Below are 24,744 nucleotides of genomic sequence, written 5' to 3'. Positions count from 1 at the left end.
GAGCTGACCCGCGCCTCCTGCACCACCCGAAAGGACCACATGAAGAAGCGCACCATCGCCGCATCGATCGCCCTCTGCACCACCGCCGTCCTCGGACTCGCAGCCTGCTCGCCCCCCGGCAGCAGCTCGTCGGCCGACGCCGAGACGCTCGACAACGGCGACCAGGCCGTCGTCGACCTCGCCGTGTTCAACGGCTGGGACGAGGGCATCGCGGCCTCGTGGCTGTGGAAGACCGTCCTCGAGGAGAAGGGCTACACGGTCAACCTCGAGCCGGCCGACGTCGCTCCCGTCTACAGCGGCCTCACCACCGACGACTACGACGTCGTGCTCGACACCTGGCTGCCCACGACCCACGCGTCGTACATCGAGCAGTACGGTGACGACCTGACCGACCTCGGCGCCTGGAACGACGGCGCCAAGCTCGCGGTCGCCGTGAACGAGGACGCCCCGATCGACTCGCTCGACGAGCTGGCGGCCAACGCCGACCTGTTCGGCGGCAAGATCGTCGGCATCGAGCCGGGGGCCGGCCTCACCGCCGCGGTCCAGGACGAGACGATCCCCACCTACGGCCTGGACGACATGCAGCTGCAGACCTCGTCGACCGCCGCCATGCTCACCGAGCTGAAGAGCGCGACCGACGCGGGCGAGAACATCGCGGTCACGCTCTGGAGCCCGCACTGGGCCTACGACGCCTTCCCGATCAAGGACCTCGCCGACCCCGAGGGCACCCTGGGCGACGCCGAGGGCATCCACTCGTTCGGTGGCAAGAGCTTCACGGCGAACTTCCCGCAGCTGACCGAGTGGCTGCAGGGCTTCGACATGGACACCGAGACCCTGTCGTCGCTCGAGAACGCCATGTTCAACGGTGACGCGGTCGACGGCGACGACTACGCCCCCGTCGTCGAGAAGTGGATCTCCGAGAACCAGGACTACGTCGACGGCCTCACCAGCTGATCCGATCCCTGCACGACGTCGCCCCGGCCGAGCCCCGCTCGCCCGGGGCGTCGTCGTGCCGGGCGATCGGCCGGGTGACGCGGAGCCGGGTGAAAGCACAGCCGGACGACACCCGACGCACAGCCAACCCCGAGGTCACACCCCGGGAGGCGCGGGTAGCGTCGTCGGCGGACGTCACCGAGACGCCCGCGCACCATCAGCACCTGCACCACGAGAGGCACCACCCGTGAGCACCACCGCACCGACCGACGTCCTGAGGAGAATGGCCCGCGTCATCACGCGCACCGTCTCGTCCGACCTCGTCCAGGTGTCGACCCCCGACCGCGTGCTCGGCCACGTCCGGGCCGAGCAGGGCACCTTCGTCGCCCTGCGCGGTGCCGACCCCCGCTGGGGCGAGGTCGTCGGGCGGTACCCCTCCGAGGGACTGGCCCTCGAGGCCCTGCGGCAGCGCAAACGCTCGATCTGATCCACCGCTGCGTCGGGTCGCTCCCGAGCGGCCCCTCGATCAGGCCTGACGAACGCGGGGGAGCCTAGCCACCGACGCCGGCGAAGAACGACGTGAGCTGGCGCGTGATCCGGTCGCGCGCCGCCTCGTCCGAGATGGTGGCCGAACCGTCGCCCGACTGCTCGCCGTAGCTGCCGAACTGCGCGTGGTTCGACCCGTCGATCTCGACCACCGACGCGCTGCCCGGCAGCATGTCGCGGTACTCCGCGATCTTCGCCGGGGTGCTCAGACCGTCCTCGGAACCCCCGAGGCTGAGGACCGCCAGCTCGTCGTCGTCCGAGAGGTCGGTGGTCGCGCAATACGAGCCGAGGAGCACCAGCGCGTCCACCGTCCGGTCGTCGGCGGCGTACTGACAGGCGCGCACGCCGCCGAGCGAGTGGCCTCCGACGGCCCACGTGTCGACCTCCGGGGCGAGGTCGGTGAAGGTCGAGAGCGGACGGGGGTCGAGGATGCCGAACCCGAGGGTGGGTCGTTCGACGACGACGGTGATGCCGGTGGCGACGAGCCCCGCGAAGGTCTGCTCGTAAGCCTGCGGGTCGACCCGGGCACCGGCGACGAAGACGAGACCCTGGCCGGTGGCCGTCGTCTCGGCCGGTCGCATCACGACCGTGTCGGGCCTGCTCGTCACCTCGACCCGTTCGTCGGCGGACACCGAGGCGAGCGAGGCGGCCGTCGCCGACATCGGCGTCTTGGCCCACACGAAGAAGCCCGTGACGGCGAGCACCACGACGGCGAACAGCGCGAGTGCCACCCCCTTGAGCACGCGTCGCCGTCGTGACCGGTGACGCGGGGGCGTCGACGGTGTGGCGGGCTCGTGACGGGAAGCTGTGGATCGTCTCACCGTTCCATCGTCCCAGGGCCGAGCCCGGACGGAGCCGTGCGTGATGCGACAGGCTCGAGGGATGCCCTGGATACAACTCGTCATCTCGCTCGTCGCCGCCGTCGTCCTCACCTTCGTCGTCTCGGCCGGCGTCGGTGCGGTCGTCGGCGTGGTCGCGAAGCGCAAGGAATGGGCGCAGGCGTTCGTGAAGCGCATGCGTCGCCCGTTCCGCGCCACGCTGCTCGTCGTGCTGCTCGTCGTCGCCCTGACCACGTCGTTCGACTCGCTGCTGCCCGCCGACTACCCGGGTGAGGGCTGGGTCTCGCAGTCCTTCCGGTGCGCCATCATCGTCGTCGTGGCCTGGTTCGTGGGCGCCCTCGCGATCTTCTTCGAAGACCTCGGGCTGTCGCGCTACCGGGTCGACACCCCCGACAACCGGGTGGCCCGTCGCGTCCGGACGCAGGTGCTCATCCTGCGGCGGCTGACCGTGGCCCTGATCGTGATCCTCGCCGCGGGCACCGTGCTGCTCGGGTTCCCGGGCGTCGAGGCGGTGGGCGCGAGCGTCCTCGCGAGCGCGGGACTGGTCTCGGTCGTCGCGGGCCTCGCGGCGCAGTCGACGCTGGCCAACGTCTTCGCCGGCATCCAACTGGCCTTCAGTGACGCGATCCGCATCGACGACGTCGTCGTGGTCGAGGGGCAGTGGGGCCTGATCGAAGAGATCACGCTCTCGTACGTGGTCGTGCACGTCTGGGACGACCGCCGACTCGTGCTGCCGTCGACCTACTTCACGACCACGCCGTTCGAGAACTGGACGCGGCGCAACAGCGAGCTGCTCGGCGCGGTCGAGTTCGACCTGGACTGGCGCGTCGACCCGGGCGCCATGCGGAAGGAGCTCGACGTGATCCTCGCGGGCACCGACCTCTGGGACGGGCGCACCAAGGTGCTGCAGGTCACCGACGCCCAGGCCGGCTACGTCCGCGTCCGCGTGCTGGTCACGGCGAAGGACGCCCCGACCTTGTTCGACCTGCGCTGCCTCGTCCGCGAGGACCTCATCGCCTGGCTGCACGCGAAGAGCCCGCAGTCGATCCCGCGGACGCGCGTGCAGATGGTCGAGGCCGAACCGGTGCCGACCGGGCGGGCTCCCCGCTCGACGTCGGACGCCTCGGGTCTGTTCAGCGGCGACAACGCCGACTCCGAGCGCACCGCGCTCTTCACGGCGGCCATCCCGATCCACGACATCGCCGAGTACGAGGCCTCGCTCGGCGCCGAGGCGGAACACGACCCGCACGTCGCGGGCCGACCCGGCGGCCTGCCCGTCGGCCGTCCCGACGGTGACCCGGCCGGGCCGACGCCCGGCGTCGGCGAGCGTCGCTGAGGCGACCACACGGACGAGGAGGCGCGCCCCGCCAGAGCGGGACGCGCCTCCTCGGTGTCTCGGCGGACGTCAGTCGTCGTCGTTCGCGGCCTCGATGACGTTGCCCACGGCGATCGCGGTGGACGCCGCCCAGCTGATCGCCATGAGGGCGAGGCGCCAGTCACGCGGCCCGGCGCTCAGGCTCTTGAGGAGGCTGATGCCGGAGAAGATCGCGCTGATGATCGCGCCGTTGAAGAGGAATTTGCGCACGGTGGGGCTCCCAGGGGTCGTTTGGACCACGGTACCGCGTGACGTCGCACGAGTCCGGGTGGGGGTAGGTTGAGCTGCCCGGCGTCCCGTGCCGGTGCGTCCCGCGGTCGGAGGAGGATGCCGTGCGCACTGCCGTGCTCGGAGGAGTGTTCGTGGCGATCGGCCTCGTGGCCGTGGTCACCGGGGTCCTCACCGGCGACGAACTGCTCGCCCTCGTCGAGCGGGTCGCGCCCGTGCTGGGGTTCGTCGTCGGCCTGCCGATCGTCGCCGAGCTGGCGGCGGAGGCCGGACTCTTCGCCTGGCTGGCGTCCGCCTCGGCCCGACTCGCCGGCGGCCGGGTGGTCGTGTTGTGGCTCCTGGTCGTGGCGCTCGCCGTGCTGTGCACGGTGTTTCTCTCGCTCGACACGACGGCCGTGTTGCTCACGCCGGTGGTCGTGATCGTCGCCCGGCACGCGGGCCTGCCGCCGATGCCGTTCGCCCTGACCACGGTGTGGCTCGCGAACTGCGCCTCGATGCTGCTGCCCGTCTCGAACCTCACCAACCTGCTCGCCCTGCACGAGCTCGGCTCGCCGGCCCCCGTGCAGTTCGCCGCCCTGGTCGCGCCGGCCGCCGTGGTGGGCGTCGTCGTCCCGGTCGTGGCGATCGGACTGCGCTACCGCCGTCAGCTGGTCGGCCGGTTCGAGGCGCCGTCGTCCGAGCCCGTGGCCGATCGCGTGCTCTTCGGTGTGGCCGCGGTCGCGACGGGACTGCTCGTGCCGGCTCTCGTCTCGGGCGTCGAGGTGTGGATCCCCGCAGCGGTCGCGGCGCTCGTGCTCGTCGTGGCCACGGCCGTACGGCGTCGGGGCGTCCTGCGGCTCGGTCTGGTGCCGTGGGGCACCCTGCCCTTCGCCGGCGGGCCCTTCCTCGTCGTCGAGGCCGCCCCCCCGCCCGGCCTCGCCGATCTGCCCGGCGCCGTGGGGGGCCCGGGTGACCAGCTGCCCGCCCTGCTGCGGCCCGCGGGGGGCAGCGCCGCCGCCGCGAACGTCGCGCCCACCCCGCCGGCCTACCTCGCCCTCGAGCCGGTGGCCGGATCACCGTTGCGGCTCGTCGCCGTGCTCGTCGGGGTGAACATCGGCTGCCTCGTCACGCCGTGGGCCTCGCTCGCGACGCTGCTCTGGCACTCCCGGTTGTCGTCGATGGGCGTCGAGGTCGCGTGGGGACGGTTCGTGCTCGCCGGGCTCGGGGTGGCGGCGGTCGCCGTGCCGCGCGCGGTCGTCGCGACGGTCCTGGGCGGCTGCGGGCGTCGGGCGCTCACGCCCGGCGCGGGGGCGGCCGCGAGGCGACGACGCGCGAAGGCGAGCGTCCGCCTCAGCTGGCCGAGCCGCGCCTCCTCGTCCCCGGCGGTGTGCACCTCGGCGGCGACGACGCCGGACCAGCCCGACCGGGCCAGGTGGGTGGGCACCTCGGCGACCGGCTGCGTCCCGCGGCCCGGGACGAGGTGCTGGTCGTGCAGCCCTCCCGGCCGGGACGACACGACGCCGTCGGTCAGGTGGACGTGGCGCAACCGGGGCCCGAGCGCCAGGGCGAGGTCGAGGGCGTCGCGTGCGGCGGCGGCGGCGTGCGAGAAGTCGAGGGTGGCCGCGTCGACGTCGCTCGCCACGGGGTCGGGCCCGGGGCGGTAGGCGTCGAACCCCACCGGCCCGAACCGGAGGGGGAACATGTTCTCGACCGCCAGGGTGACGCCCGTCGCCGCGGCGATCTCGCGGACGACGGCGACGAAGCGGGCCGCGAACGACCTCTGCCAGACGAACGGCGGGTGGACGACGACGGTCGAGGCGCCCAGCTCGCGGGCCAGCTCGGCCGACCGGCGGAGCTTGTCGACCTGGTCCCGGCCGAAGGCGGAGTGGGCGGCGGGCAGCACGGGGGCGTGCACCGGGAGCACGGGCAGGCCCCAGCGCGCGGTCGTCGCACGGAGGGGGGCGGCGCGCCGGGTCGTCCGGTCGGCCGTCACCATCACCTCGACCCCGTCGAAGCCGGTGAGCCGAGCGAGCCGGAAGGCCTCGTCGGTCGACAGCGGGAAGACGCAGGACGTGCTCATTCCGACCGTGATCACGCGGCCAGGCTACGACCGGTACGGCAGGGCGGCGTCGACCCCGCGGTGAACAGTGCGGGAACGGCGGACTACAGCCAGTCGCGACGCTTGAACTGCCACCAGAGCAGGCCGCCGATCGCCACGATCAGCACGCACGACGTGACGAAGCCGGCGGGGGACTGGAACCCCGGGTACGGCACGTTCTGCCCGTAGAACCCCGTGATCGCCGTGGGGACGGCGATGATGGCCGCCCAGCTCGTCACCTTCTTCATGATGAGGTTCATGCGGTTGGACTGCAGGTTGAGGTTCGTGTCGAGGATGGTCGAGACGAGGTCGCGCAGCGAGTCGTTCTGCTCGGCCACGCGCAGGACGTGGTCGTAGACGTCCTGGAAGTACGGCTGCATGTCGGAGTCGACCTCTTTCAGGTCGCGGCGCAGCAGGGTGTTCAGCACCTCGCGCATCGGCGACGCCACCCGCCGCAGCTGGACGAGGCTCTTGCGCAGGGCGAACGAGCGCTTCTGCACGTCGATGGTGCGGGGAGCCGGGTCGAAGAGGTCGTCGGCGATGCCCTCGATCTCGTCGTCGAGCGCGTCCGTGGCGTCGAAGTGCCGGTCCACGACGCAGTCGAGCAGCCCCCAGAGGAAGTACGAGACGCCGTGCGACGCCAGGTCGCGGTTCTGGTCGAAGGTCGCCTGCAGCCGGGCGACGTCGAACTCGGGATGGTGGATCGTCACGAGGGCGCGCTCGGTGATGAACGCCTTCACCTCGCTCGTGTCGAGCACGCCGCTGGCACGGTCGAAGCGCACGTCGTAGAGGGCCGTGAACAGATGGTTGTCGTAGCGGTCGATCTTGGGCCGCTGCCCGTCCTGCAGGGCGTCCTCGACGGCGAGCTCGTGCAGGCCGAGCTCGTCCTCGAGCGCGGCGCGGTCGGCGGCGGTCGGGTCGGTGAGATCGATCCACACGTGGCAGCCGTCGGTCTCGAGGTGGTCGCTCACCTCGTGCAGCGGGAAGTCGTGGGCGATCAGCTCGCCCCCGCGGCAGGCGCGCGTGACGATGGTCGTGTCGGACTCGTGGCCCTCGTCGGCGGTGTCGTGGGGCCCCTCGGTGCGCGGGGGACGGGGTCGGTCATGAGGCGCATGCTATTCCCGTGACCTCGTACACGAAGCAGCGTGCCGACGCCCCCGCAGGGTTCTTCGAGGCCGAGGCGGCCGGGCTCGCCTGGCTCGCCGAGGCCACGCCCCGAGGAGGCGCGCGCACCGTGGGCGTGCAGTCCGCGTCCCCGGGGCGCATCGATCTCGATCCCGTGCACGAGGTCCGCCCCACGGCCGAGGCCGCCCGGGCCTTCGGTGAGGCGCTCGCGGTGACCCATGCGAGCGGCGCGGACGCGTTCGGCGCGCCTCCTCGGGGGTGGACGGGCCCGTGCTTCATCGGCAGCCGGTCCTTGACCGTGCGACCGAAGGCGACCTGGGGCGTCTTCTACGCCGAGCAGCGGGTCCTGCCGTACGCCCGCGTCGCCGTCGAGGCGGGCAACCTCGACCGGGCGGGCCTCGAGGTCGTCGAGCATGCGTGCCGCGTCGTCGCGGACGGCGCCTTCGACGACGAGGTTCCGCCGGCTCGCCTCCACGGCGACCTGTGGGCCGGCAACGTGCTCTTCGACGGCGGCGGAGTCGTGCTCATCGACCCGGCCGCCCACGGCGGGCACCCCGAGACCGACCTGGCGATGCTGGCGTTGTTCGGCTGCCCGCACCTCGACGACGTACTGGCCGGCTACGAGGCTCGCTCGCCGCTGGGGGAGGGGTGGCAGGGCCGCGTGCCCCTCCGCCAGCTGCAGCCGCTGGCCGTGCACGCCGCCGGTCACGGGCCGAGCTACGGCGTGGCGTTGGTCAGGGCGGCTCAGGCGCCCCTGCGCCGCGCCGGACCCGGTCGGGGCGGGGTGCCGCCGGGCGACCGGGGGGGCGGGGGACCCCGCTGATAATCTGGCCGTCCCGCGCTCGTGCGGGCGATCCGACAGGAGCTGACCCACCCCCATGCCTGACCCCCCCGAACGTTACGGCTTCGTCGTCGTCTCCAACCGCCTGCCCGTCGACCGGGTCGTCGCCGACGACGGAGCGGCGTCGTGGCAGCACTCGCCCGGCGGTCTCGTCACGGCCCTCGAGCCCGTCATGAAGGCCAACGACGGTGCGTGGGTGGGCTGGGCGGGGCAACCCGGCCTCGAGTGCGAGCCCTTCGAGGCGGACGGGATCGAGATCGTGCCCGTGCTGCTCAGCGCCGACGAGGTGCAGCGCTACTACGAGGGCTTCAGCAACGACACGCTGTGGCCGCTCTACCACGATGTCATCGCGGCCCCGACCTACCACCGGGTCTGGTGGGAGTCCTACGTGCAGGTCAACCAGCGCTTCGCGGACCGGGCCGCCGAGATCACCGAAGAGGGCGGCACCATCTGGGTGCAGGACTACCAGCTGCAGCTCGTGCCGAAGATGCTGCGCGAGGCCCGACCCGACGTCACCATCGGGTTCTTCGCCCACCTCCCGTTCCCGCCGCTCGGCATCTTCTCGCAGCTGCCCTGGCGGCAGCAGATCGTCGAGGGCCTGCTCGGCGCCGACGTCATCGGCTTCCAGCGGGCCGACGACGCGTCGAACTTCTCGCGCGCCGTCCGCCACCTGCTCGGCTACTCGACGACGCGCCCCTACATCGAGGTGCCGGTCGACGACGAGTCCGCGCCCGTGTCGCGCCGCGGCACGAAGGTGCGCCGGGTGCTCGCGAAGCACTTCCCGATCTCGATCGACGCCGCCAGCTACGAAGAGCTCGCCGCCCGACCCGACGTCCAGGCCAGGGCCCGCGAGATCCGCGAGGGCCTCGGCAACCCCAAGACGATCATGCTCGGCGTCGACCGGCTCGACTACACCAAGGGCATCCGGCATCGCATGAAGGCGTTCGGCGAGCTGCTCGCCGACGGTCGGCTCAGCGTCGAGGACGCCACGCTCGTGCAGGTCGCGAGCCCGAGCCGCGAGCGGGTCGAGACGTACAAGCAGCTGCGCGACGAGATCGAGCTGACCGTCGGCCGTGTGAACGGCGACTACGGCACCATGAGCCACACGGCCATCAGCTACCACCACCACGGCTACCCCCGCGAAGAGATGGTGGCGCTGTACCTCGCCGCCGACATCATGCTGGTCACGGCCCTGCGCGACGGCATGAACCTGGTCGCGAAAGAGTACGTGGCGGTGCGTCGCGACAACGACGGCGTGCTCGTGCTCAGCGAGTTCGCCGGTGCGGCCGACGAGCTCAAGAGCGCCCTGCTGATCAACCCGCACGACATCGGCGGCCTCAAGAACACGATCATGCGCGCCATCGAGATGCCCAAGCGGGACCGCACCACGCGCATGCGGGCCCTCCGCCGTCGTGTGCTCGAGAACGACGTGGCCAAGTGGTCGGCGTCCTTCCTCCAGGCCCTCGAGAACGTGCGACCGGGGCAGCAGATCACGCCGGCACCGGCCTCGGGCGCGAAGGGCGGCGACGCCTCGTGACCGGTTCCGACTCCCTGGCGCTCAGCGACGCGCTCGGTCGTCTCGCCACGACCCCGCGCCTCCTCGTGGCCCTCGACTTCGACGGCACCCTGGCCCCCGAGGTCGACGCGCCCCTGCAGGCCCGGGCGCTGCCGGCGGCCCTGGACGCGATCACGCGTCTCTCGGCCCTCGACCAGACCACGGTGGCCCTGGTGTCCGGACGCGACCTCGCGTCGTTGGTCGAGGTCAGCCAGACCCCCGACGAGGTGCTGCTGGTCGGCTCGCACGGCATCGAGGTGCGGGTCGACGGCCACGAGACCTCGCTGACCGACGACGAGCAGGCTGCCCGCGCGCGCCTGTCCGACGCCGTCCACGGTGCGGCCGAGGGGCGTGAGGGCGTCTTCGTGGAAGAGAAGCCCGCAGGCCTCGCCCTGCACACACGGCTCGCGGACGTCGCGACGACCGAGGCCGTCCACACGGCGGCCCGCGAGGCCGTCGGCGCCCTCGGCGGCATGCACGAGCGGGTCGGCAAGAACGTCCTCGAGTTCGCCGTCCGGGCGACCGGCAAGAACGACGGCATCGACCGACTCCGTGAGGCCGTCGAGGCCACGGGCGTCCTCTACGCGGGGGACGACGTGACGGACGAGGACGGCTTCCGGGCGCTCGGCGAGGGCGACCTGTCGATCAAGGTCGGCCCGGGCGAGACAGGGGCGATGCACCGTGTCGCCGATCCCGCCGCGATGGCCGACCTGCTCGTCGAACTGGCCGGTCTGCGCGAGCACCTGGGGCATGCCTGACACCGCATGACTTGCACGGGTGTGATGCCCGGATCTGAGCATTCCCAGCCGACTGCAAGGTAGTCTGGACCCCCCGCCGCGACTCCCCGCCGCCGCTCAGCCGAGCCGGTTCGACGAGGTCGCCAGCCGACGGAGGTCCCCGTGATCGTAGTCCTGACAACGTTCGCCGTGGCGGCCGTCGTCGTGGCCTGCGTCGGCGGGCGACTCGGCCGCTCGCTCTTCCTCTGGGCGTCCGTCGTGCCCTTCGCCGCCTTCGTCTTCACGGCGTTCCAGGGGCCCGCGGTGCTGTCGGGCGAGGTGCCCACCGAGGCCGTTCCGTGGATTCCCCAGCTCGCCATCTCGCTCACGTTGCGCATGGACGTGCTCGCCTGGGTGCTCGCGCTCGTCGTGACCGGCGTCGGCGGCCTCGTGCTCGTCTACTGCGCCCGGTACTTCGAGCGCGACGAGGCCGGCCGCGCCCGGTTCGCCGCCGTGCTCGTCGCCTTCGCCGGGGCCATGTACGGTCTCGTGACGAGCGACGACGTCTTCGTCCTGTTCGTCTTCTGGGAGGCCACGAGCGTCTTCTCGTACCTGCTGATCGGGCACTACACGGCGAAGCAGGCCAGCCGTGGGGCCGCCTTGCAGGCCCTCATCGTCACGACCGCCGGTGGGCTCGCGATGCTCGTCGGCCTCGTGATCCTCGCCGTCCAGGGCGGCACGAGCTCGTTGTCGCAGCTCGTCGAGCAGCCACCCACCGGCACGGTCGTCACGGTGGCCGTCGTGCTCGTGCTCGTCGGAGCCCTCTCGAAGTCGGCCCTCGTGCCGTTCCACTTCTGGCTCCCGGCCGCGATGGCCGCACCGACGCCGGTCAGCGCCTACCTGCACGCCGCCGCGATGGTCAAGGCGGGCATCTACCTCGTCGCCCGGCTCGCCCCCGGCTACCACGACCAGCCCGGCTGGCGGGAGATCATCGTGACCGTCGGGGTCGTCACGATGATCCTGGGCGGGTACCGCGCCCTCCGCCAGCACGACCTGAAGCTCGTCCTGGCCTACGGCACGGTGAGCCAGCTCGGCTTCCTGACGATCGTGGTCGGTTTCGGCACCCGAGACGCCGCACTCGCCGGGCTCGCCCTGCTGGTCGCGCACGCCCTGTTCAAGTCGACGCTCTTCCTGGTGGTCGGCGTCGTCGACCACCGGACCGGCACACGTGACCTCCGCAAGCTCTGCGGGCTGGGTCGCCAGGCGCCCGTCCTCCTCGTGGTCACGATCCTCGCCCTCGCCTCGATGGCCGGCGTGCCGCCGACCTTCGGCTTCGTCGCGAAAGAGGCCGTGCTCACGGCGCTCTACGACGACGCCGTGACCGGGTCGGCCTGGGGCGTGATCGCCCTGGTCGGCGTCGTCGTCGGTTCGATCCTGACCACCGCGTACAGCCTGCGCTTCCTCTGGGGGGCGTTCGGCCGCAAGAAGGGCGTCGAGCCGGTCGACTTCGTCCGCGAGCACGTGGACTTCCTCGCGTCACCGATCGTCCTCGCCGTCGCCGGCGTGGTGCTCGGTCTGGTCTCGTACCAGGTCGGCCCGGTGTTCGCGCGCTACGCCGACACGCTCCCCGCCGCACCGGGCGAGCACGAGCCCTACTACCTGGCGCTGTGGCACGGACTCGAGCCCGCGCTCGGCTTCACCGCGATCTCGCTCGCCGTCGGCGGTCTGCTCTTCTGGCAGCGCGACCGGGTGTCGCAGGTGCAGAAGGCCGTCTCGTTCCTGCCCCGCGCCTCCGACGGGTACGTGCGCATCATGGCGACCATCGACCGCACCGCGTCCCGGACGACCGCGACGACGCAGCGCGGCTCGCTGCCGTTCTACCTCGCCACCATCCTCATCGTCTTCATCGCCTCGTCGGCGGTGACGCTGGCGCTCAACAGCGATTGGCCGACCACCGCCGTGCTCTGGGACTACCCGGCCCAGCTCGCCATCGGCGCGTTGATGATCATCGGCGCCATCGCGTCGGCGCTGTCGAACAAGAGGTTCCAGGCCGTCGTCCTCGTCGGCGTGACCGGCTACGGCATGGCCGCGCTCTTCGCCCTGCACGGGGCTCCCGACCTGGCCCTGACACAAGCCCTCATCGAGACCATCACCCTCATCGCGTTCGTCCTCGTGCTGCGTCGGCTGCCGGCCCGCCTGGGCGAGCGCAACGGGCGCACCCACCGGGCGGCCCGAGCCGTCATCGGCATCTCGGTCGGATCCGTCATGGCCGCCATCGCCGTCGTCGCCCTCGGGGCGCGATCGATCCCCACCATCTCCGGCGCCTTCCCCGATCTCGCCGTCGACGGTGGTCACGGCCGCAACGTCGTGAACGTGACGCTCGTGGACATCCGCGGGTGGGACACCATGGGCGAGATCGCCGTCCTCATCGTCGCCGCCACGGGCGTGGCGAGCCTCGTCTTCCTGACCTCCCGCGCCGACGTCCTGCCCCGGCCCGAGCGGCGCACGCGGGCGCAGCGCTTCCTGGCCCGGGTCCGACCCGTGCGCGAGCCGGCCCCGGTCGTGCCCGTCGGCGGGGCGACGGCGCAGATCGGCGACAGCACCGAAGGCGACCGGCGGGCCTGGCTGCTGGCCGGGCGCAAACTCGCTCCGCAGAACCGGTCGATCCTGCTCGAGGTCGTCGTCCGGCTGATCTTCCACGCCATCATCGTCGTCTCGATCTACCTGCTCTTCGCCGGTCACAACCTGCCCGGCGGTGGTTTCGCCGGCGGTCTGGTCGCGGGCTTCGCCTTCGTGGCGCGGTACCTCGCCGGCGGGCGGTACGAACTCGGCGCGGCCGCGCCCCTCGACGCAGGCAAGCTCCTGGGTGCCGGTCTCCTGACGGTCGCCGCGACAGCACTCGTCCCGCTCTTCTTCGGCGTCGACGCCCTCACGTCGACCTGGTTCGAGGCCGAGGTGCCGCTGCTCGGCCACGTCGAGTTCGTCACGTCGACGTTCTTCGACGTCGGCGTCTACCTGGTCGTGGTCGGACTCGTGCTCGACGTGCTGCGCAGCCTCGGAGCCGAGGTCGACCGGCAAGAAGAAGAAGACGCGTTCGGCCACCCGAGCGAGGTGTCCGAACCCGAAGAGGAGTCGCTCCCCGTGTCCGTCGCCGGTACGCCCCCGACCGAGCGGGGGCGCGCATGAGCGTCTCCCTCGTCCTGATCGTCGTCATGGCCGCGCTGTACGCCTGCGGCGTCTACCTGCTGCTCGAGCGCAGCATGACCCGGGTGCTGCTGGGCTTCCTGCTCGTCGGCAACGCCACGAACATCCTCATCCTGCTCATGTCCGGCCGACGCGGCGCGGCCCCCGTGGTCGACGGCCAGGCCGATCCGGCCGACTTCGCCGACCCGCTGCCGCAGGCTTTCGTGCTGACGGCCATCGTCATCACCTTCGGCATCTCGGCCTTCATGCTCGCACTGATCTACCGGTCGTGGCGACTCGCCCAGGGCGACACCCTCGCGGACGACGCCGAGGACCTCGAGATCGGACGTCGAGGCGTCCCGGCCGAAGAAGAGTCCGAGCAGGGCGACGGCGACGACGAGGCCGGCGGCGACAGCGAGTTCGGCAGCCGCGCAGAGGCGGCCGTCCCGGCCGACGACCGGCGGGCGGGCGACGACCGGCAGTCCCGTGACGACCGGACCCACCACGACGAGAAAGGGCAGCGAGCATGACCACCAGCTACCTCGTGCCGCTCGTCGTCCTGATCCCGCTGCTCGGCGCCGCGACGGCGCTGATCGCCGGTCGGCGGCCCCGGCTGCAGGCCGTCGTCTCGATCGTCGCCCTGGCCCTCGTCGTCGTCATCAGCCTGGTGCTGCTCGTCGTCGTGGACACGCAGGGAGCGATCGCCGTGCAGGTGGGCGGGTGGCAGGCGCCGTTCGGCATCACGCTCGTCGTCGACCGCCTCGCCGCGCTCATGCTCAGCATCTCGTCGATCGTCCTGCTGGCGGTCTTCGTGTTCTCGGTCGGGCAGGGCCAGGCCGACGGTGACGGCGAGGCCCCGGTCTCGATCTACAACCCGACCTACCTCATCCTCGCCACGGGCGTGTTCAACGCCTTCATCGCGGGTGACCTCTTCAACCTCTACGTGGGCTTCGAGATCCTCCTGGTGGCCAGTTACGTGCTGATCACCCTCGGCGGCACCGAGCAACGCATCCGGGCCGGCGTGGTCTACATCGTCGTCAGCCTGGTGTCGTCCGTGCTGTTCCTCGCGTCCATCGCGATGATCTACGGGGCGCTCGGCACGGTCAACATCGCCGACATCGCCCAGAAGATGGACACCATCCCACCCGACGTGCAGACGATCATCCACGTCATGCTGCTGACGGCCTTCGGCATCAAGGCGGCGATCTTCCCGCTGTCGTTCTGGCTGCCCGACTCCTACCCGACCGCTCCGGCCCCCGTGACCGCCGTGTTCGCCGGGTTGCTGACCAAGGTCGGCGTGTACGCCATCATCCGCACCGAGACGGTGTTGTTCGTCGAGAGCAACGTGAACGTCTACTTGCTCATCATCGCGTTGCTGACGATGATCGTGGGCATCCTCGGAGCGGTGGCCCAGGCCGACATCAAGCGACTGCTCTCGTTCACCCTGGTCAGCCACATCGGCTACATGATCTTCGGCATCGCCCTCGGCACCGTCGAGGGTCTCGCGGCGACGATCTACTACGTCGTGCACCACATCACGGTGCAGACCACGCTCTTCCTGGGGGCGGGGTTGATCGAACGACGAGGCGGCACGGCGTCGATCACCCGTCTGGGCGGTCTGCTGAAGGCGGCGCCGATCGTGGCCGTCCTCTTCTTCATCCCGGCGCTGAACCTGGGCGGCATCCCGCCGTTCTCGGGGTTCATCGGCAAGGTCGCACTCTTCGAGGCCGGCGCCCGGCTCGACGACCCGCTCGTCTACGTGCTCATCGGAGCCGGGGCGCTCACGTCGCTGCTCACGCTCTACGCCCTGATGCGTGCCTGGAACCTCGCGTTCTGGCGACCCAAGGCCGACGTCGACGACCACGAGTCGCCGTTCACCGAACACCTCGAGGAGGCCCCGGGTCGGGTGGCCGTCCAACAGCGTCGCACCAACCCGCGCACCATGGTGGGCGCGACCGCCGGCATGGTGCTCGTCTCGCTCGCCCTCACCTTCGCCGCCGGCCCGCTCTACGGCGTCGCCGAGCGCGCGGCCGGTCGGGTCTACGGATCGAACGACTACGTGCAGACGGTCTTCCCCGACGGGCAGGGCGAGACGACGTCCGACCCCTCGTCGCCCGAGCCCGAACCCGCCTCCGACTCCGCCGACGAGGGGAGCACACCGTGACCGGTCGTCCCACCCGTGGCGAGGTCGGCCGCAGCCTCGCCCGGCAGCTGCCCCTGCTCGTCGGACTGGTCGTCCTCTGGATGGCCCTGTGGAACCAGTTCACCGTCCTGGCCTTCGTCACCGGCGTCGCGGTGGCGCTGCTCGTGACCCGGGTGTTCTTCCTGCCGCCGGTCGAACTGAGCGGCCGGTTCAACATCTGGTACGCCGTGGTCTTCCTGGCGCACTTCGTGGTCGACCTGGTGCGCGCCTCCGTCATCGTCGCCTGGCAGGCCGTACGTCCGCGCGGGGTGACCTCGAACGCCATCGTCGCCGTCCAGCTGCACACGAGGTCGGACTTCATCATGACCCTGGTCGCCGAGGCGATCTCGCTCGTGCCCGGGTCGCTCGTGGTCGAGGCCGACCGCGAGAGGTCGATCCTCTACCTGCACGCCCTCGCCGTCGAGGACCTCGCCGGGGTCGAGGACGTCCGCGACGGCGTCCTGGTCGTCGAGGCCCGCCTCGTCCGGGTGCTCGGCAGCGACGACGACCGACGTCGCATAACCGACGGCACCCCGGCCGCCGCCGAGGTCCACGAACCGGTCAGCCCGTCCTCGTCCCACGAAGGAGGTCCCTCGTGACCGTCGTCGCCTACGTCGTCGGTGCGCTGTTCGCGTTCGCCGGACTCGCGTCGGTCATCCGCATCGTGCGGGGGCCGTCGATCCTCGACCGCATGATCGCGTCCGACATGCTGCTGACCACCCTGATCTGCGTCCTCGCCGCCGACATGGTGTTCAACGGACACACCCGGACCATCCCGGTCATCCTCGCGCTCGCGCTGACAGCCGTCCTCGGCTCGATCACGGTGGCGCGCTACGTCTCGAAGCAGGACCCGTCGTGATCCCCGAGGCGGTCTACGAGGTCGCTGCCTCGATCATGCTGATCGGCGGCGCGCTGCTGTCCGTCGCGGCGGGCATCGGCCTTCTGAGGTTCCCCGACGCCCTGTCACGCATGCACGCCGCGACCAAACCGCAGATCTTCGGCCTCATCCTCGTGCTCGCGGCGATCGCGCTCGACCAGCACACGGTGGGCACGATCGCGTCCCTCGTCGTCGTCCTCGTCTTCCAGATGCTCACCGCCCCCATCTCGGCCCACATGATCGGGCGGGCGGGGTATCGCAACGGCGACCTGCTGCGGGACCAGCTGGTCGTCGACGAACTCGACGACGCCGTGGCACGGGCGGCAGGCGAGATCGCCGAGACCACCGAGGGCGACGTGGCCGATCTCGACGTGTCCGACCTGCCCGTCGGGTCGGCCGACGCCCTGGCCGTCGAGATGGACAGGGTGGGCGACTCGTCCGGGCTGGACGACAGCGAGGGCGACGACGAGGCCCGCGACCACGAGGGCCGGCGCACCCGGTCACGTGATGCCGCGGCGGGGGAGCCGGGCGAGCTCTGAGGCCTCCGGCCACGGTGGACGGCGCGGGCCCGGCCACGGCCTAAACTCGACCCATGCCAGAGAAGCCCACCCCGGACGGGATCGACATCAAACCCCGCAGCCGCGTCGTCACCGACGGCGTCGAGGCCACCACGTCGCGAGGCATGCTCCGTGCCGTCGGCATGGGCGACGAGGACTGGAGCAAGCCCCAGATCGGCATCGCCAGCAGCTGGAACGAGATCACCCCCTGCAACCTGTCGCTCGACCGTCTGGCCCAGGGCGCCAAAGAGGGCGTCCACGCCGGCGGTGGCTACCCGCTCCAGTTCGGCACCGTCTCGGTGTCCGACGGCATCTCGATGGGCCACGAGGGCATGCACTTCTCGCTCGTCTCGCGTGAGGTGATCGCCGACAGCGTCGAGGTCGTCATGAACGCCGAGCGACTCGACGGGTCGGTGCTGCTCGCGGGCTGCGACAAGTCGCTGCCCGGCATGCTGATGGCCGCGGCCCGGCTCGACCTCGCCAGCGTCTTCCTCTACGCCGGCAGCGTCGCCCCCGGTTGGGTCAAGCTGAGCGACGGCACCGAGAAGAACGTCACGATCATCGACTCGTTCGAGGCGGTCGGCGCCCACAAGGCCGGCAACATGAGCGACGAAGACCTCAAGGCGATCGAGTGCGCCATCGTCCCGGGTGAGGGCGCCTGCGGCGGCATGTACACCGCCAACACCATGGCCAGCGTGGCCGAGGCCCTCGGCATGAGCCTCCCCGGTTCCGCGGCCCCGCCATCGGCCGACCGTCGCCGCGACTACTTCGCCCACCGCTCGGGCGAGGCCGTCGTCGAGATGCTCCGCCTGGGCATCACGACGCGCGACATCCTCACGAAGAAGGCGTTCGAGAACGCCATCGCCGTGGCGATGGCGTTCGGTGGCTCGACCAACGTCGTGTTGCACCTGCTCGCCATCGCGTACGAGGCCGAGGTCGACCTCACCATCGACGACTTCAACCGCATCGGCGACAAGGTGCCGCACATCGGCGACCTCAAGCCCTTCGGCAAGTACGTCATGAACGACGTCGACCGCATGGGCGGTGTACCCGTCGTCATGAAGGCCCTGCTCGACGCGGGTCTGCTGCACGGCGACTGCCTGACCGTCACGGGCAAGACCGTGGCCGAGAACCTCGAGTCGATCAAACCGAAGCCGCTCGACGGCGAAGTGTTGCGCACGCTCGACAACCCGATCCACGCGACCGGCGGCCTCACGGTCCTCAGCGGCTCGATGGCACCCGAGGGCGCCGTCGTCAAGACGGCCGGCTTCGACGCCTCCGTGTTCGAGGGCCCGGCGAAGGTCTTCGAACGCGAGCGTGGCGCGATGGACGCCCTCACCGAGGGGCGCATCGAGGCCGGCGACGTGGTCGTGATCCGCTACGAGGGCCCGAAGGGCGGCCCGGGCATGCGCGAGATGCTCGCCATCACGGCAGCCATCAAGGGCGCTGGGCTCGGCAAAGATGTACTACTCTTGACGGACGGACGATTCTCAGGCGGCACAACCGGCCTGTGCATCGGCCACATAGCACCCGAAGCGGTCGACTCCGGTCCGATCGCCTTCGTGCGCGATGGTGACTTGATTCGGGTCGACATCGCCGCTCGCTCGATCGACCTACTCGTCGACGCCGCAGAGCTGGACGCCCGCCGAGACGGCTGGGCACCGCTTCCCCCGCGCTACACACGCGGTGTCCTCGCGAAGTACGCACGCCAGGTCCGTTCCGCGGCCGAGGGCGCCGTCACCTACTGACGTCTCCCGCCCCCGGGCCGAGCCGACGCGTCGTCTCACCCCCGTGCACGGCCGCGTCCCGTACCGTCACCATCGATCACCGACCACGAACAGGGAACCGGCACTGATGCCTGCAGAGTCCACCCCCACGCCCGGCACCGCGACACGGACGGCCCGGCCGAGCGCCGGCGCGTCCGTCGGGTCGCCCCCCGCGCCCCCCGTGCTGACCGGGTCGGGTGCCATCCTCAAGTCGCTCGAGCACCTCGGCGTGACCGACGTCTTCGGGTTGCCCGGCGGCCCCATCTTCCCGTTCTACGCCGAGTTGATGGCCTCCACCGCGATCCGGCACATCCTGGTCCGCCACGAGCAGGGCGCCGGCCACGCCGCCGAGGGCTACGCGGCCGCGTCGGGCCGCGTCGGCGTCGCGATCGCGACGTCCGGCCCCGGTGCGACGAACCTCGTCACGGCCATCGCCGACGCCTACATGGACAGCATGCCGCTGCTGGCCATCACCGGGCAGGTCTTCTCGACCCTCATGGGCACCGATGCCTTCCAAGAGGCGGACATCGTCGGCATCACGATGCCGATCACGAAGCACTCGTTCCTGGTGACGAAGCCCGAGGACATCCCGGCGACGCTCGCCGCGGCGTACCAGATCGCGAGCACGGGTCGTCCCGGCCCGGTGCTCGTCGACATCACGAAGGACGCACAGCAGAACAGCGCCCCCTTCATCTGGCCACCCGTCGTCGACCTGCCGGGCTACCGGCCGGTCACGAGGGCGCACGGCAAGCAGATCACCGCCGCGGCCCAGATGATCGCGGACGCGAAGAAGCCCGTCTTCTACGTCGGTGGCGGTGTGATCCGCGCCGGTGCGTCGGCCGAACTGAAGGCCCTCGTCGAGCTCACCGGGGCTCCCGTCGTCACGACCCTGATGGCCCGCGGTGCGTTCCCCGACACCCACCCGCAGCACCTCGGGATGCCCGGCATGCACGGCACGGTCCCGGCCGTGCTCGGCCTGCAAGAGAGCGACCTCATCATCGCCCTCGGCGCTCGGTTCGACGACCGGGTCACCGGCAAAGCCGAATTGTTCGCGCCCGATGCGAAGGTCGTCCACGTCGACATCGACCCGGCCGAGATCTCGAAGATCCGCATCGCCGACGTGCCGATCGTGGGTGACGCGAAGATCGTCATCCCCGACCTCACGAACGCGTTCGCTGAGGTCACGGGCGGCGTGAAGCCCGACATCGCGGCCTGGTGGGAGCACCTCGACGGGCTGCGCGAGCAGTTCCCGCTCGGCTACACCCAGCCCGACGACGGCCTGCTGTCCCCGCAGGCGATCATCCAGCGCATCGGACAGCTCTCCGGCCCCGAGGCGATCTACGCCTCCGGCGTCGGCCAGCACCAGATGTGGGCGGCCCAGTTCATCGAGTACGAGCGACCGCACGCCTGGCTCAACTCCGGAGGCGCGGGCACGATGGGCTACTCGGTACCGGCCGCCATGGGGGCCAAGGTCGCCCAGCCCGACCGCGTGGTGTGGGCGATCGACGGCGACGGTTGCTTCCAGATGACCAACCAAGAGCTGGCGACCTGCGTCATCAACGACATCCCGATCAAGGTCGCGATCATCAACAACTCGTCGCTCGGCATGGTGCGGCAGTGGCAGACGCTCTTCTACGAGGGACGCCACTCGTTCACCGACCTCAACACCGGTCACGAGACGCGCATGGTGCCGGACTTCGTCAAGCTCGCCGACGCCTACGGTGCGCTCGGCATCCGGGTCCGCACCGAGGACGAGGTCGATGCGGCCATCGAGCTCGCCCTCGCGACCAACGACCGACCGGTCGTCATCGACTTCGTGGTCAGCCGCGACGCGATGGTCTGGCCGATGGTGCCGCAAGGGGTCTCGAACTCCGAGATCCAGCACGCCCGTGCCCTCGCTCCCGAGTGGGACGACGAGGCGCCCGGCACGAGCGCCTCCGACACCACCCGTGACGGCGACATGACCGGAGAACACGCATGAGCCACGTCCTGTCCCTGCTCGTCGAAGACAAGCCCGGTCTGCTGACCCGCGTCGCCGGGCTCTTCGCCCGGCGCGGGTTCAACATCGAGAGCCTCGCCGTCGGCAAGAGCGAGGTCGAGGGCCTGAGCCGCATCACGGTCGTCGTCGACGTCGAAGAACTGCCGCTCGAGCAGGTCACCAAGCAGCTGAACAAGCTGATCAACGTGATCAAGATCGTCGAGCTCGACTACTCGCAGTCCGTGCAGCGCGAGCACCTGCTGATCAAGGTGCGCGTCGACAACACGACCCGCTCGCAGGTGCTCGAGGCCGTCACCCTCTTCCGCGCCTCGGTCGTCGACGTGTCGACCGACGCCCTCGTCATCGAGGTCACGGGCGACACCGGCAAGACGACCGCGTTGCTCCGGGTGCTCGAGCCCTACGGCATCAAGGAGATCTCGCAGTCGGGCCTGCTGGCCATCGGCCGCGGCGCGAAGTCGATCACCGACCGCGTCTTCAAGAACTGACCCCGCGAGGGGCCGCGCACCGCGCCTCCTCGCTCCGACACCCCACCGTCACCACCCAAGGAGAACCCACACCGTGACTGAAATCGTCTACGACAACGACGCCGACCTGTCGATCATCCAGGGCAAGAAGGTCGCCGTCATCGGCTACGGCTCGCAGGGCCACGCCCACGCGCTGAACCTCCGCGACTCGGGCGTCGAGGTCGTCGTCGGGCTGAAGGAGGGCTCGAAGAGCCGTGCCAAGGCCGAGGAGGCCGGCTTCACCGTGCAGACACCCGCCGAGGCCTCGGCCTGGGGCGACGTCATCGTGATCCTCGCCCCCGACCAGGTGCAGCGCCACGTGTACGCCGACGACATCGCCCCCAACCTCGCCGACGGCAAGGCCCTCGTCTTCGGGCACGGCTTCAACATCCGCTTCGGCTACATCGAGGCGCCCGAGGGCGTCGACGTGGTCCTCGTCGCCCCCAAGGGTCCCGGCCACACCGTCCGTCGCGAGTTCGAGGCCGGCCGTGGCGTCCCCGTCATCGTCGCCGTCGAGAAGGACGCCTCGGGTTCGGCCTGGGACCTCGCGTGGTCGTACTCCAAGGGCATCGGCGGCCTGCGTGCCGGCGGCATCAAGACGACCTTCACCGAAGAGACCGAGACCGACCTCTTCGGCGAGCAGGCCGTGCTCTGCGGTGGCACCTCGCAGCTGATCCAGTACGGTTTCGAGACCCTGACCGAGGCCGGTTACCAGCCGCAGATCGCCTACTTCGAGGTGCTCCACGAGCTGAAGCTGATCGTCGACCTGATCTGGGAGGGCGGCCTGGCCAAGCAGCGCTGGAGCGTCTCCGACACCGCCGAGTACGGCGACTACGTCTCGGGCCCCCGCGTCATCACCCCCGACGTCAAGGACAACATGAAGGCCGTCCTCGCCGACATCCAGTCGGGTGCCTTCGCGAAGCGCTTCATCGACGACCAGGACGCCGGCGCCCCCGAGTTCCAGCAGCTGCGCAAGAAAGGCGAGGAGCACCCGATCGAGGCCACCGGCCAAGAGCTGCGTGCCCTGTTCGCCTGGAAGCAGCAGGACTCCGACTACGTCGACGGCAGCGCCGCGCGCTGACGTCGACGCAGCCGGGGCGACGCAGGCCATCTCGGTCGGCTTCGCCGACGGGCGACGGCAGCGCCGCCCGCTGACCCGAGGCGACACCGGAACCACCCGAGAGGGCCCCGCACCACCCGGTGCGGGGCCCTCTCGCCGTCCGTCGGCCAGGTGACGTCGTGGCATGATCTAAGGCATGGCTCAGAGCAAGAAAGCAGTGCACTTCGGCGCCGGCAACATCGGCCGCGGCTTCGTCGCCCAGTTCCTCCACGCGAGCGGCTACGAGGTCATCTTCGCCGACGTGAACGACGACCTGATCGGGGCGCTGCGATCGCAGTCGTCGTTCGAGGTCCACGAGGTCGGCGAAGAAAGCCGGACGACGGTCGTCGACGGCTACCGAGCGATCAACAGCCGCACCGACGAGGCGGCCCTCGTCGCCGAGATCGCGACCGCCGACGTCGTGACCACCGCGGTCGGCGCCCGCATCCTGCCGTTCGTCGCCCCGGTCATCGCCAAGGGCCTGGCCCAGCGGTCGGCCGACCTGGCCCCGCTCTCCGTCATCGCGTGCGAGAACGCCATCAACGCGACCGACTCGCTCGCGGCCGCCGTACGTGAGCACGACCCTGCCGAGAACGCCGTCTTCGCGAACTGCGCCATCGACCGCATCGTGCCCGAGCAGGCCGGCGGCACGCTCGACGTCACCATCGAGTCGTTCTTCGAGTGGGTCGTCGAGAGCACGCCGTTCGGCGAGCACCGTCCCGACATCGAGGGCGTCACGTGGGTCGCCGACCTCGAGCCCTTCATCGAGCGCAAGCTCTTCACGGTCAACACCGCCCACGCCGCGGCCGCCTACCACGGGTTCCGCAAGGGGCTCGCGAGCATCCGCGAGGCCCTCGACGACGCCGAGGTCATGGCCGAGGTCCGCGGCGTCCTCGCCGAGACCAAAGGTCTGCTCGTGGCCAAGCACGAGCTCGACGCCGACGAGCAGCAGGCCTACATCGAGAAGAACCTCGTCCGCATCGCCAACCCGCACCTCCCCGACACCACCGAACGCGTCGGACGCAACCCGCCCCGCAAGCTCCGCCGGCACGAGCGGTTCGTCGGACCCGCGGCCCAGGCTGCCGAGCGCGGGCTGCCCTACGACGCCCTCGTGCGCGCCGTGCGTGCCGCCCTCGACTTCTCGGTGCCCGACGACGTCGAGAGCGTCGAGCTGCAGTCGCTGCTGAGCTCGGGCCTCGGGGCCGACGAGCTCACCCGCACGCTGACGGGCGTCCAGGACGACCACCCGTTGTTCCCCGCGTTGCTCGCGGCGGTCTCGTCCAAGCTCACCGCATGACGCCAGCCGAGCCGCAGGTGCCGGTCGGCGGCGACGCCGACGATGCCCTGACCTGGGGTGACGAGGCCGACAGCAGTCACGTCGAGGGGCCCACGCCCACGGGTCGCCCTCGTCGGGGCAGACGGTCCGACGCCACCGGCGCCGACGTCGACGACGAGTCGGGCGAGCCGGACTCGGGCGACGAGGACGACGAGGACGACGTCGACGACGGCCCGGCCGTGATGAGCTCGGCGTCGCTGGTCGTGCACGGCGTGCTCGGCGGCGTGTTCCTCCTCTGGGCCGCGGGCTGGATCGTCGCCGTGGGCGACTTCACGAACCCGTTCACCGACGCGATCTCGTCGCTCATGTGGAACCTCGGCGAGCTGTTCGCCGTGGTGGCCCCGATCGCGTGGTTCGTGGCGGTCATCGTGCTCGTCCCCGTCGATCGCACCGGCCGCCGTCTCGCCTGGATGGCCCTCGGAGCGCTCCTCGTCGCCCCCTGGCCCCTCGTGATCGGAGGCTCCGCATGAGCGACCACGAGCACGACGCCGTCTCGGTGACGGCCGGCGACGCGAGCGAACCGGGCCGCGCCTCCTTCTTCTTCTACCTCGCGGTCGCGATCGTCTTCGCCGTCTTCTTCGCCTTCGACCTGTTCGAGGCGATCTCGAACCTCGTGCTCGTGCCGCAGGTCTTCACGCAGAACAACGACTTCTACCGTGAGAACGGCCTGGACGGCCTCGTGGTGTCGCCGCCCTGGGTGCCTCTGATCGTCGGGGTCGTCGTGCCGCCGCTGGCGTTCGTCGCCGCGATCGTGGTGGGCCGCCGTCGTGAACTGTGGAAGTTCACGCTGGCGCTGTTCGCGGCCCTGGGTCTCGTGGCGGCCGTGTCGCTGACCCTGACGGCGTACGTCACGACCGTCTGAGCAAGCCGAGGAGGCGCGGGTCGGGTCGTCGACGCCGTCCACCGGGGACGGCGTCATCCGGACGTAACGATCCGCGCGAGTCGATAGAGTCGTCAGCAGCCGCGCCCACGGCGCGTCGCGGCCCCTCACCGAACACCACCCAAAG

General features: G+C 70.9%; 22 protein-coding genes and 2 pseudogenes. 20 read left to right on the top strand and 4 right to left on the bottom strand.

What is annotated here, in order from left to right:
- Positions 1-39 precede the first annotated feature (39 nt).
- Both AEQ27_RS05065 and AEQ27_RS05060 read left to right on the top strand, forming a co-directional pair.
- Positions 40-954, top strand: a complete 915-nt coding sequence (locus tag AEQ27_RS05065) for a glycine betaine ABC transporter substrate-binding protein (protein ID WP_054145662.1) — start codon at positions 40-42, stop codon at positions 952-954.
- A gap of 226 nt (positions 955-1,180) precedes the next feature.
- A complete protein-coding gene (locus AEQ27_RS05060) occupies positions 1,181-1,420 on the top strand; it encodes a hypothetical protein (protein ID WP_143048533.1) in 240 nt (79 codons plus the stop codon).
- A gap of 64 nt (positions 1,421-1,484) precedes the next feature.
- Here the strand turns inward: AEQ27_RS05060 and AEQ27_RS05055 are convergent, their stop codons facing one another.
- Positions 1,485-2,210 (bottom strand): alpha/beta hydrolase, encoded by a 726-nt coding sequence (locus tag AEQ27_RS05055; protein WP_235450981.1) that lies wholly within the window; start codon positions 2,208-2,210, stop codon positions 1,485-1,487.
- A 151-nt stretch (positions 2,211-2,361) separates the two neighbouring features.
- Here AEQ27_RS05055 and AEQ27_RS05050 point away from each other — a divergent pair, with 151 nt between their 5' ends.
- Complete coding sequence (locus tag AEQ27_RS05050; protein ID WP_082383262.1) at positions 2,362-3,654, top strand: mechanosensitive ion channel family protein; 1,293 nt, start codon at positions 2,362-2,364, stop codon at positions 3,652-3,654.
- Between the two features lie 69 nt (positions 3,655-3,723).
- On the opposite strand, the gene AEQ27_RS05045 is transcribed toward AEQ27_RS05050, so the two are convergent.
- Entirely contained in the window at positions 3,724-3,903 is a 180-nt protein-coding gene (locus AEQ27_RS05045; protein ID WP_043593989.1) for a hypothetical protein, read from the bottom strand.
- A 122-nt stretch (positions 3,904-4,025) separates the two neighbouring features.
- Here AEQ27_RS05045 and AEQ27_RS05040 point away from each other — a divergent pair.
- A pseudogene (locus AEQ27_RS05040) lies at positions 4,026-5,117 on the top strand (SLC13 family permease); the annotation flags it as partial.
- Between the two features lie 188 nt (positions 5,118-5,305).
- Here the strand turns inward: AEQ27_RS05040 and AEQ27_RS17110 are convergent.
- Positions 5,306-5,896: pseudogene (locus AEQ27_RS17110) on the bottom strand (sugar phosphate isomerase/epimerase family protein); the annotation flags it as partial.
- 167 nt (positions 5,897-6,063) lie between these two features.
- Positions 6,064-6,969 (bottom strand): magnesium transporter CorA family protein, encoded by a 906-nt coding sequence (locus tag AEQ27_RS05030; RefSeq protein WP_200908321.1) that lies wholly within the window; start codon positions 6,967-6,969, stop codon positions 6,064-6,066.
- Positions 6,970-7,121: 152 nt separating this feature from the next.
- Here AEQ27_RS05030 and AEQ27_RS05025 point away from each other — a divergent pair, with 152 nt between their 5' ends.
- From AEQ27_RS05025 to AEQ27_RS04950, 16 genes are all read left to right on the top strand, one after another.
- Entirely contained in the window at positions 7,122-7,946 is an 825-nt protein-coding gene (locus AEQ27_RS05025; RefSeq protein ID WP_082383260.1) for a fructosamine kinase family protein, read from the top strand.
- Positions 7,947-8,001: 55 nt separating this feature from the next.
- Positions 8,002-9,501, top strand: coding sequence for an alpha,alpha-trehalose-phosphate synthase (UDP-forming) (gene otsA, locus AEQ27_RS05020; protein ID WP_054145656.1), 1,500 nt, complete (start codon positions 8,002-8,004; stop codon positions 9,499-9,501).
- Entirely contained in the window at positions 9,498-10,277 is a 780-nt protein-coding gene (gene otsB / locus AEQ27_RS05015) for a trehalose-phosphatase (RefSeq protein WP_054145655.1), read from the top strand. The genes otsA and otsB overlap by 4 nt, the downstream gene beginning before the upstream one ends.
- Before the next feature lie 141 nt (positions 10,278-10,418).
- A complete protein-coding gene (locus tag AEQ27_RS05010; RefSeq protein WP_082383259.1) occupies positions 10,419-13,421 on the top strand; it encodes a Na+/H+ antiporter subunit A in 3,003 nt (1,000 codons plus the stop codon).
- Complete coding sequence (locus AEQ27_RS05005; protein WP_054145654.1) at positions 13,418-13,948, top strand: Na(+)/H(+) antiporter subunit C; 531 nt, start codon at positions 13,418-13,420, stop codon at positions 13,946-13,948. Before AEQ27_RS05010 ends, AEQ27_RS05005 begins: the two co-directional genes overlap by 4 nt.
- Complete coding sequence (locus AEQ27_RS05000; protein ID WP_082383258.1) at positions 13,945-15,582, top strand: Na+/H+ antiporter subunit D; 1,638 nt, start codon at positions 13,945-13,947, stop codon at positions 15,580-15,582. The genes AEQ27_RS05005 and AEQ27_RS05000 overlap by 4 nt, the downstream gene beginning before the upstream one ends.
- Positions 15,579-16,199: a Na+/H+ antiporter subunit E gene (locus AEQ27_RS04995; RefSeq protein WP_054145653.1), complete on the top strand. Its 621-nt coding sequence runs from the start codon at positions 15,579-15,581 to the stop codon at positions 16,197-16,199. Before AEQ27_RS05000 ends, AEQ27_RS04995 begins: the two co-directional genes overlap by 4 nt.
- Positions 16,196-16,459, top strand: coding sequence for a monovalent cation/H+ antiporter complex subunit F (locus AEQ27_RS04990; RefSeq protein ID WP_054145652.1), 264 nt, complete (start codon positions 16,196-16,198; stop codon positions 16,457-16,459). The genes AEQ27_RS04995 and AEQ27_RS04990 overlap by 4 nt, the downstream gene beginning before the upstream one ends.
- The gene (mnhG, locus tag AEQ27_RS16435) at positions 16,456-17,016 is read left to right on the top strand and encodes a monovalent cation/H(+) antiporter subunit G (RefSeq protein WP_235450980.1); all 561 of its coding nucleotides are present in this window, start codon (positions 16,456-16,458) and stop codon (positions 17,014-17,016) included. The genes AEQ27_RS04990 and mnhG overlap by 4 nt, the downstream gene beginning before the upstream one ends.
- Before the next feature lie 53 nt (positions 17,017-17,069).
- On the top strand, positions 17,070-18,782 hold the full coding sequence (gene ilvD, locus AEQ27_RS04980) for a dihydroxy-acid dehydratase (RefSeq protein WP_054145651.1): 1,713 nt from the start codon (positions 17,070-17,072) through the stop codon (positions 18,780-18,782).
- Between the two features lie 106 nt (positions 18,783-18,888).
- Positions 18,889-20,781: an acetolactate synthase large subunit gene (locus AEQ27_RS04975; RefSeq protein ID WP_082383257.1), complete on the top strand. Its 1,893-nt coding sequence runs from the start codon at positions 18,889-18,891 to the stop codon at positions 20,779-20,781.
- On the top strand, positions 20,778-21,284 hold the full coding sequence (gene ilvN, locus AEQ27_RS04970) for an acetolactate synthase small subunit (RefSeq protein ID WP_043593980.1): 507 nt from the start codon (positions 20,778-20,780) through the stop codon (positions 21,282-21,284). Before AEQ27_RS04975 ends, ilvN begins: the two co-directional genes overlap by 4 nt.
- A gap of 73 nt (positions 21,285-21,357) precedes the next feature.
- Positions 21,358-22,383, top strand: a complete 1,026-nt coding sequence (gene ilvC / locus AEQ27_RS04965) for a ketol-acid reductoisomerase (RefSeq protein WP_054145650.1) — start codon at positions 21,358-21,360, stop codon at positions 22,381-22,383.
- Positions 22,384-22,558: 175 nt separating this feature from the next.
- Positions 22,559-23,698 (top strand): mannitol-1-phosphate 5-dehydrogenase, encoded by a 1,140-nt coding sequence (locus AEQ27_RS04960; protein ID WP_054145649.1) that lies wholly within the window; start codon positions 22,559-22,561, stop codon positions 23,696-23,698.
- Complete coding sequence (locus AEQ27_RS04955; protein WP_054145648.1) at positions 23,695-24,207, top strand: hypothetical protein; 513 nt, start codon at positions 23,695-23,697, stop codon at positions 24,205-24,207. The genes AEQ27_RS04960 and AEQ27_RS04955 overlap by 4 nt, the downstream gene beginning before the upstream one ends.
- Positions 24,204-24,599, top strand: a complete 396-nt coding sequence (locus AEQ27_RS04950) for a hypothetical protein (RefSeq protein WP_054145647.1) — start codon at positions 24,204-24,206, stop codon at positions 24,597-24,599. The genes AEQ27_RS04955 and AEQ27_RS04950 overlap by 4 nt, the downstream gene beginning before the upstream one ends.
- Positions 24,600-24,744: the final 145 nt, after the last annotated feature.

This window comes from Frigoribacterium sp. RIT-PI-h (assembly GCF_001297205.1).
Classification (GTDB): domain Bacteria; phylum Actinomycetota; class Actinomycetes; order Actinomycetales; family Microbacteriaceae; genus Frigoribacterium.
The sequence above is the reverse complement of the archived record's forward strand: the minus strand, read 5'-3'. Positions and strand labels throughout refer to the sequence as shown.

What these genes read in the sequence shown, in the direction of transcription:
- AEQ27_RS05005 (WP_054145654.1), top strand. Translation starts at nt 13,418, where the DNA reads ATGAGCGTCTCCCTCGTCCTGATCGTCGTCATGGCCGCGCTGTACGCC.
- AEQ27_RS05050 (WP_082383262.1), top strand. Translation starts at nt 2,362, where the DNA reads ATGCCCTGGATACAACTCGTCATCTCGCTCGTCGCCGCCGTCGTCCTC.
- AEQ27_RS04955 (WP_054145648.1), top strand. Translation starts at nt 23,695, where the DNA reads ATGACGCCAGCCGAGCCGCAGGTGCCGGTCGGCGGCGACGCCGACGAT.
- AEQ27_RS05065 (WP_054145662.1), top strand. Translation starts at nt 40, where the DNA reads ATGAAGAAGCGCACCATCGCCGCATCGATCGCCCTCTGCACCACCGCC.
- AEQ27_RS04975 (WP_082383257.1), top strand. Translation starts at nt 18,889, where the DNA reads ATGCCTGCAGAGTCCACCCCCACGCCCGGCACCGCGACACGGACGGCC.
- AEQ27_RS05000 (WP_082383258.1), top strand. Translation starts at nt 13,945, where the DNA reads ATGACCACCAGCTACCTCGTGCCGCTCGTCGTCCTGATCCCGCTGCTC.
- AEQ27_RS04950 (WP_054145647.1), top strand. Translation starts at nt 24,204, where the DNA reads ATGAGCGACCACGAGCACGACGCCGTCTCGGTGACGGCCGGCGACGCG.
- otsA (WP_054145656.1), top strand. Translation starts at nt 8,002, where the DNA reads ATGCCTGACCCCCCCGAACGTTACGGCTTCGTCGTCGTCTCCAACCGC.
- AEQ27_RS04960 (WP_054145649.1), top strand. Translation starts at nt 22,559, where the DNA reads ATGGCTCAGAGCAAGAAAGCAGTGCACTTCGGCGCCGGCAACATCGGC.
- ilvD (WP_054145651.1), top strand. Translation starts at nt 17,070, where the DNA reads ATGCCAGAGAAGCCCACCCCGGACGGGATCGACATCAAACCCCGCAGC.
- ilvN (WP_043593980.1), top strand. Translation starts at nt 20,778, where the DNA reads ATGAGCCACGTCCTGTCCCTGCTCGTCGAAGACAAGCCCGGTCTGCTG.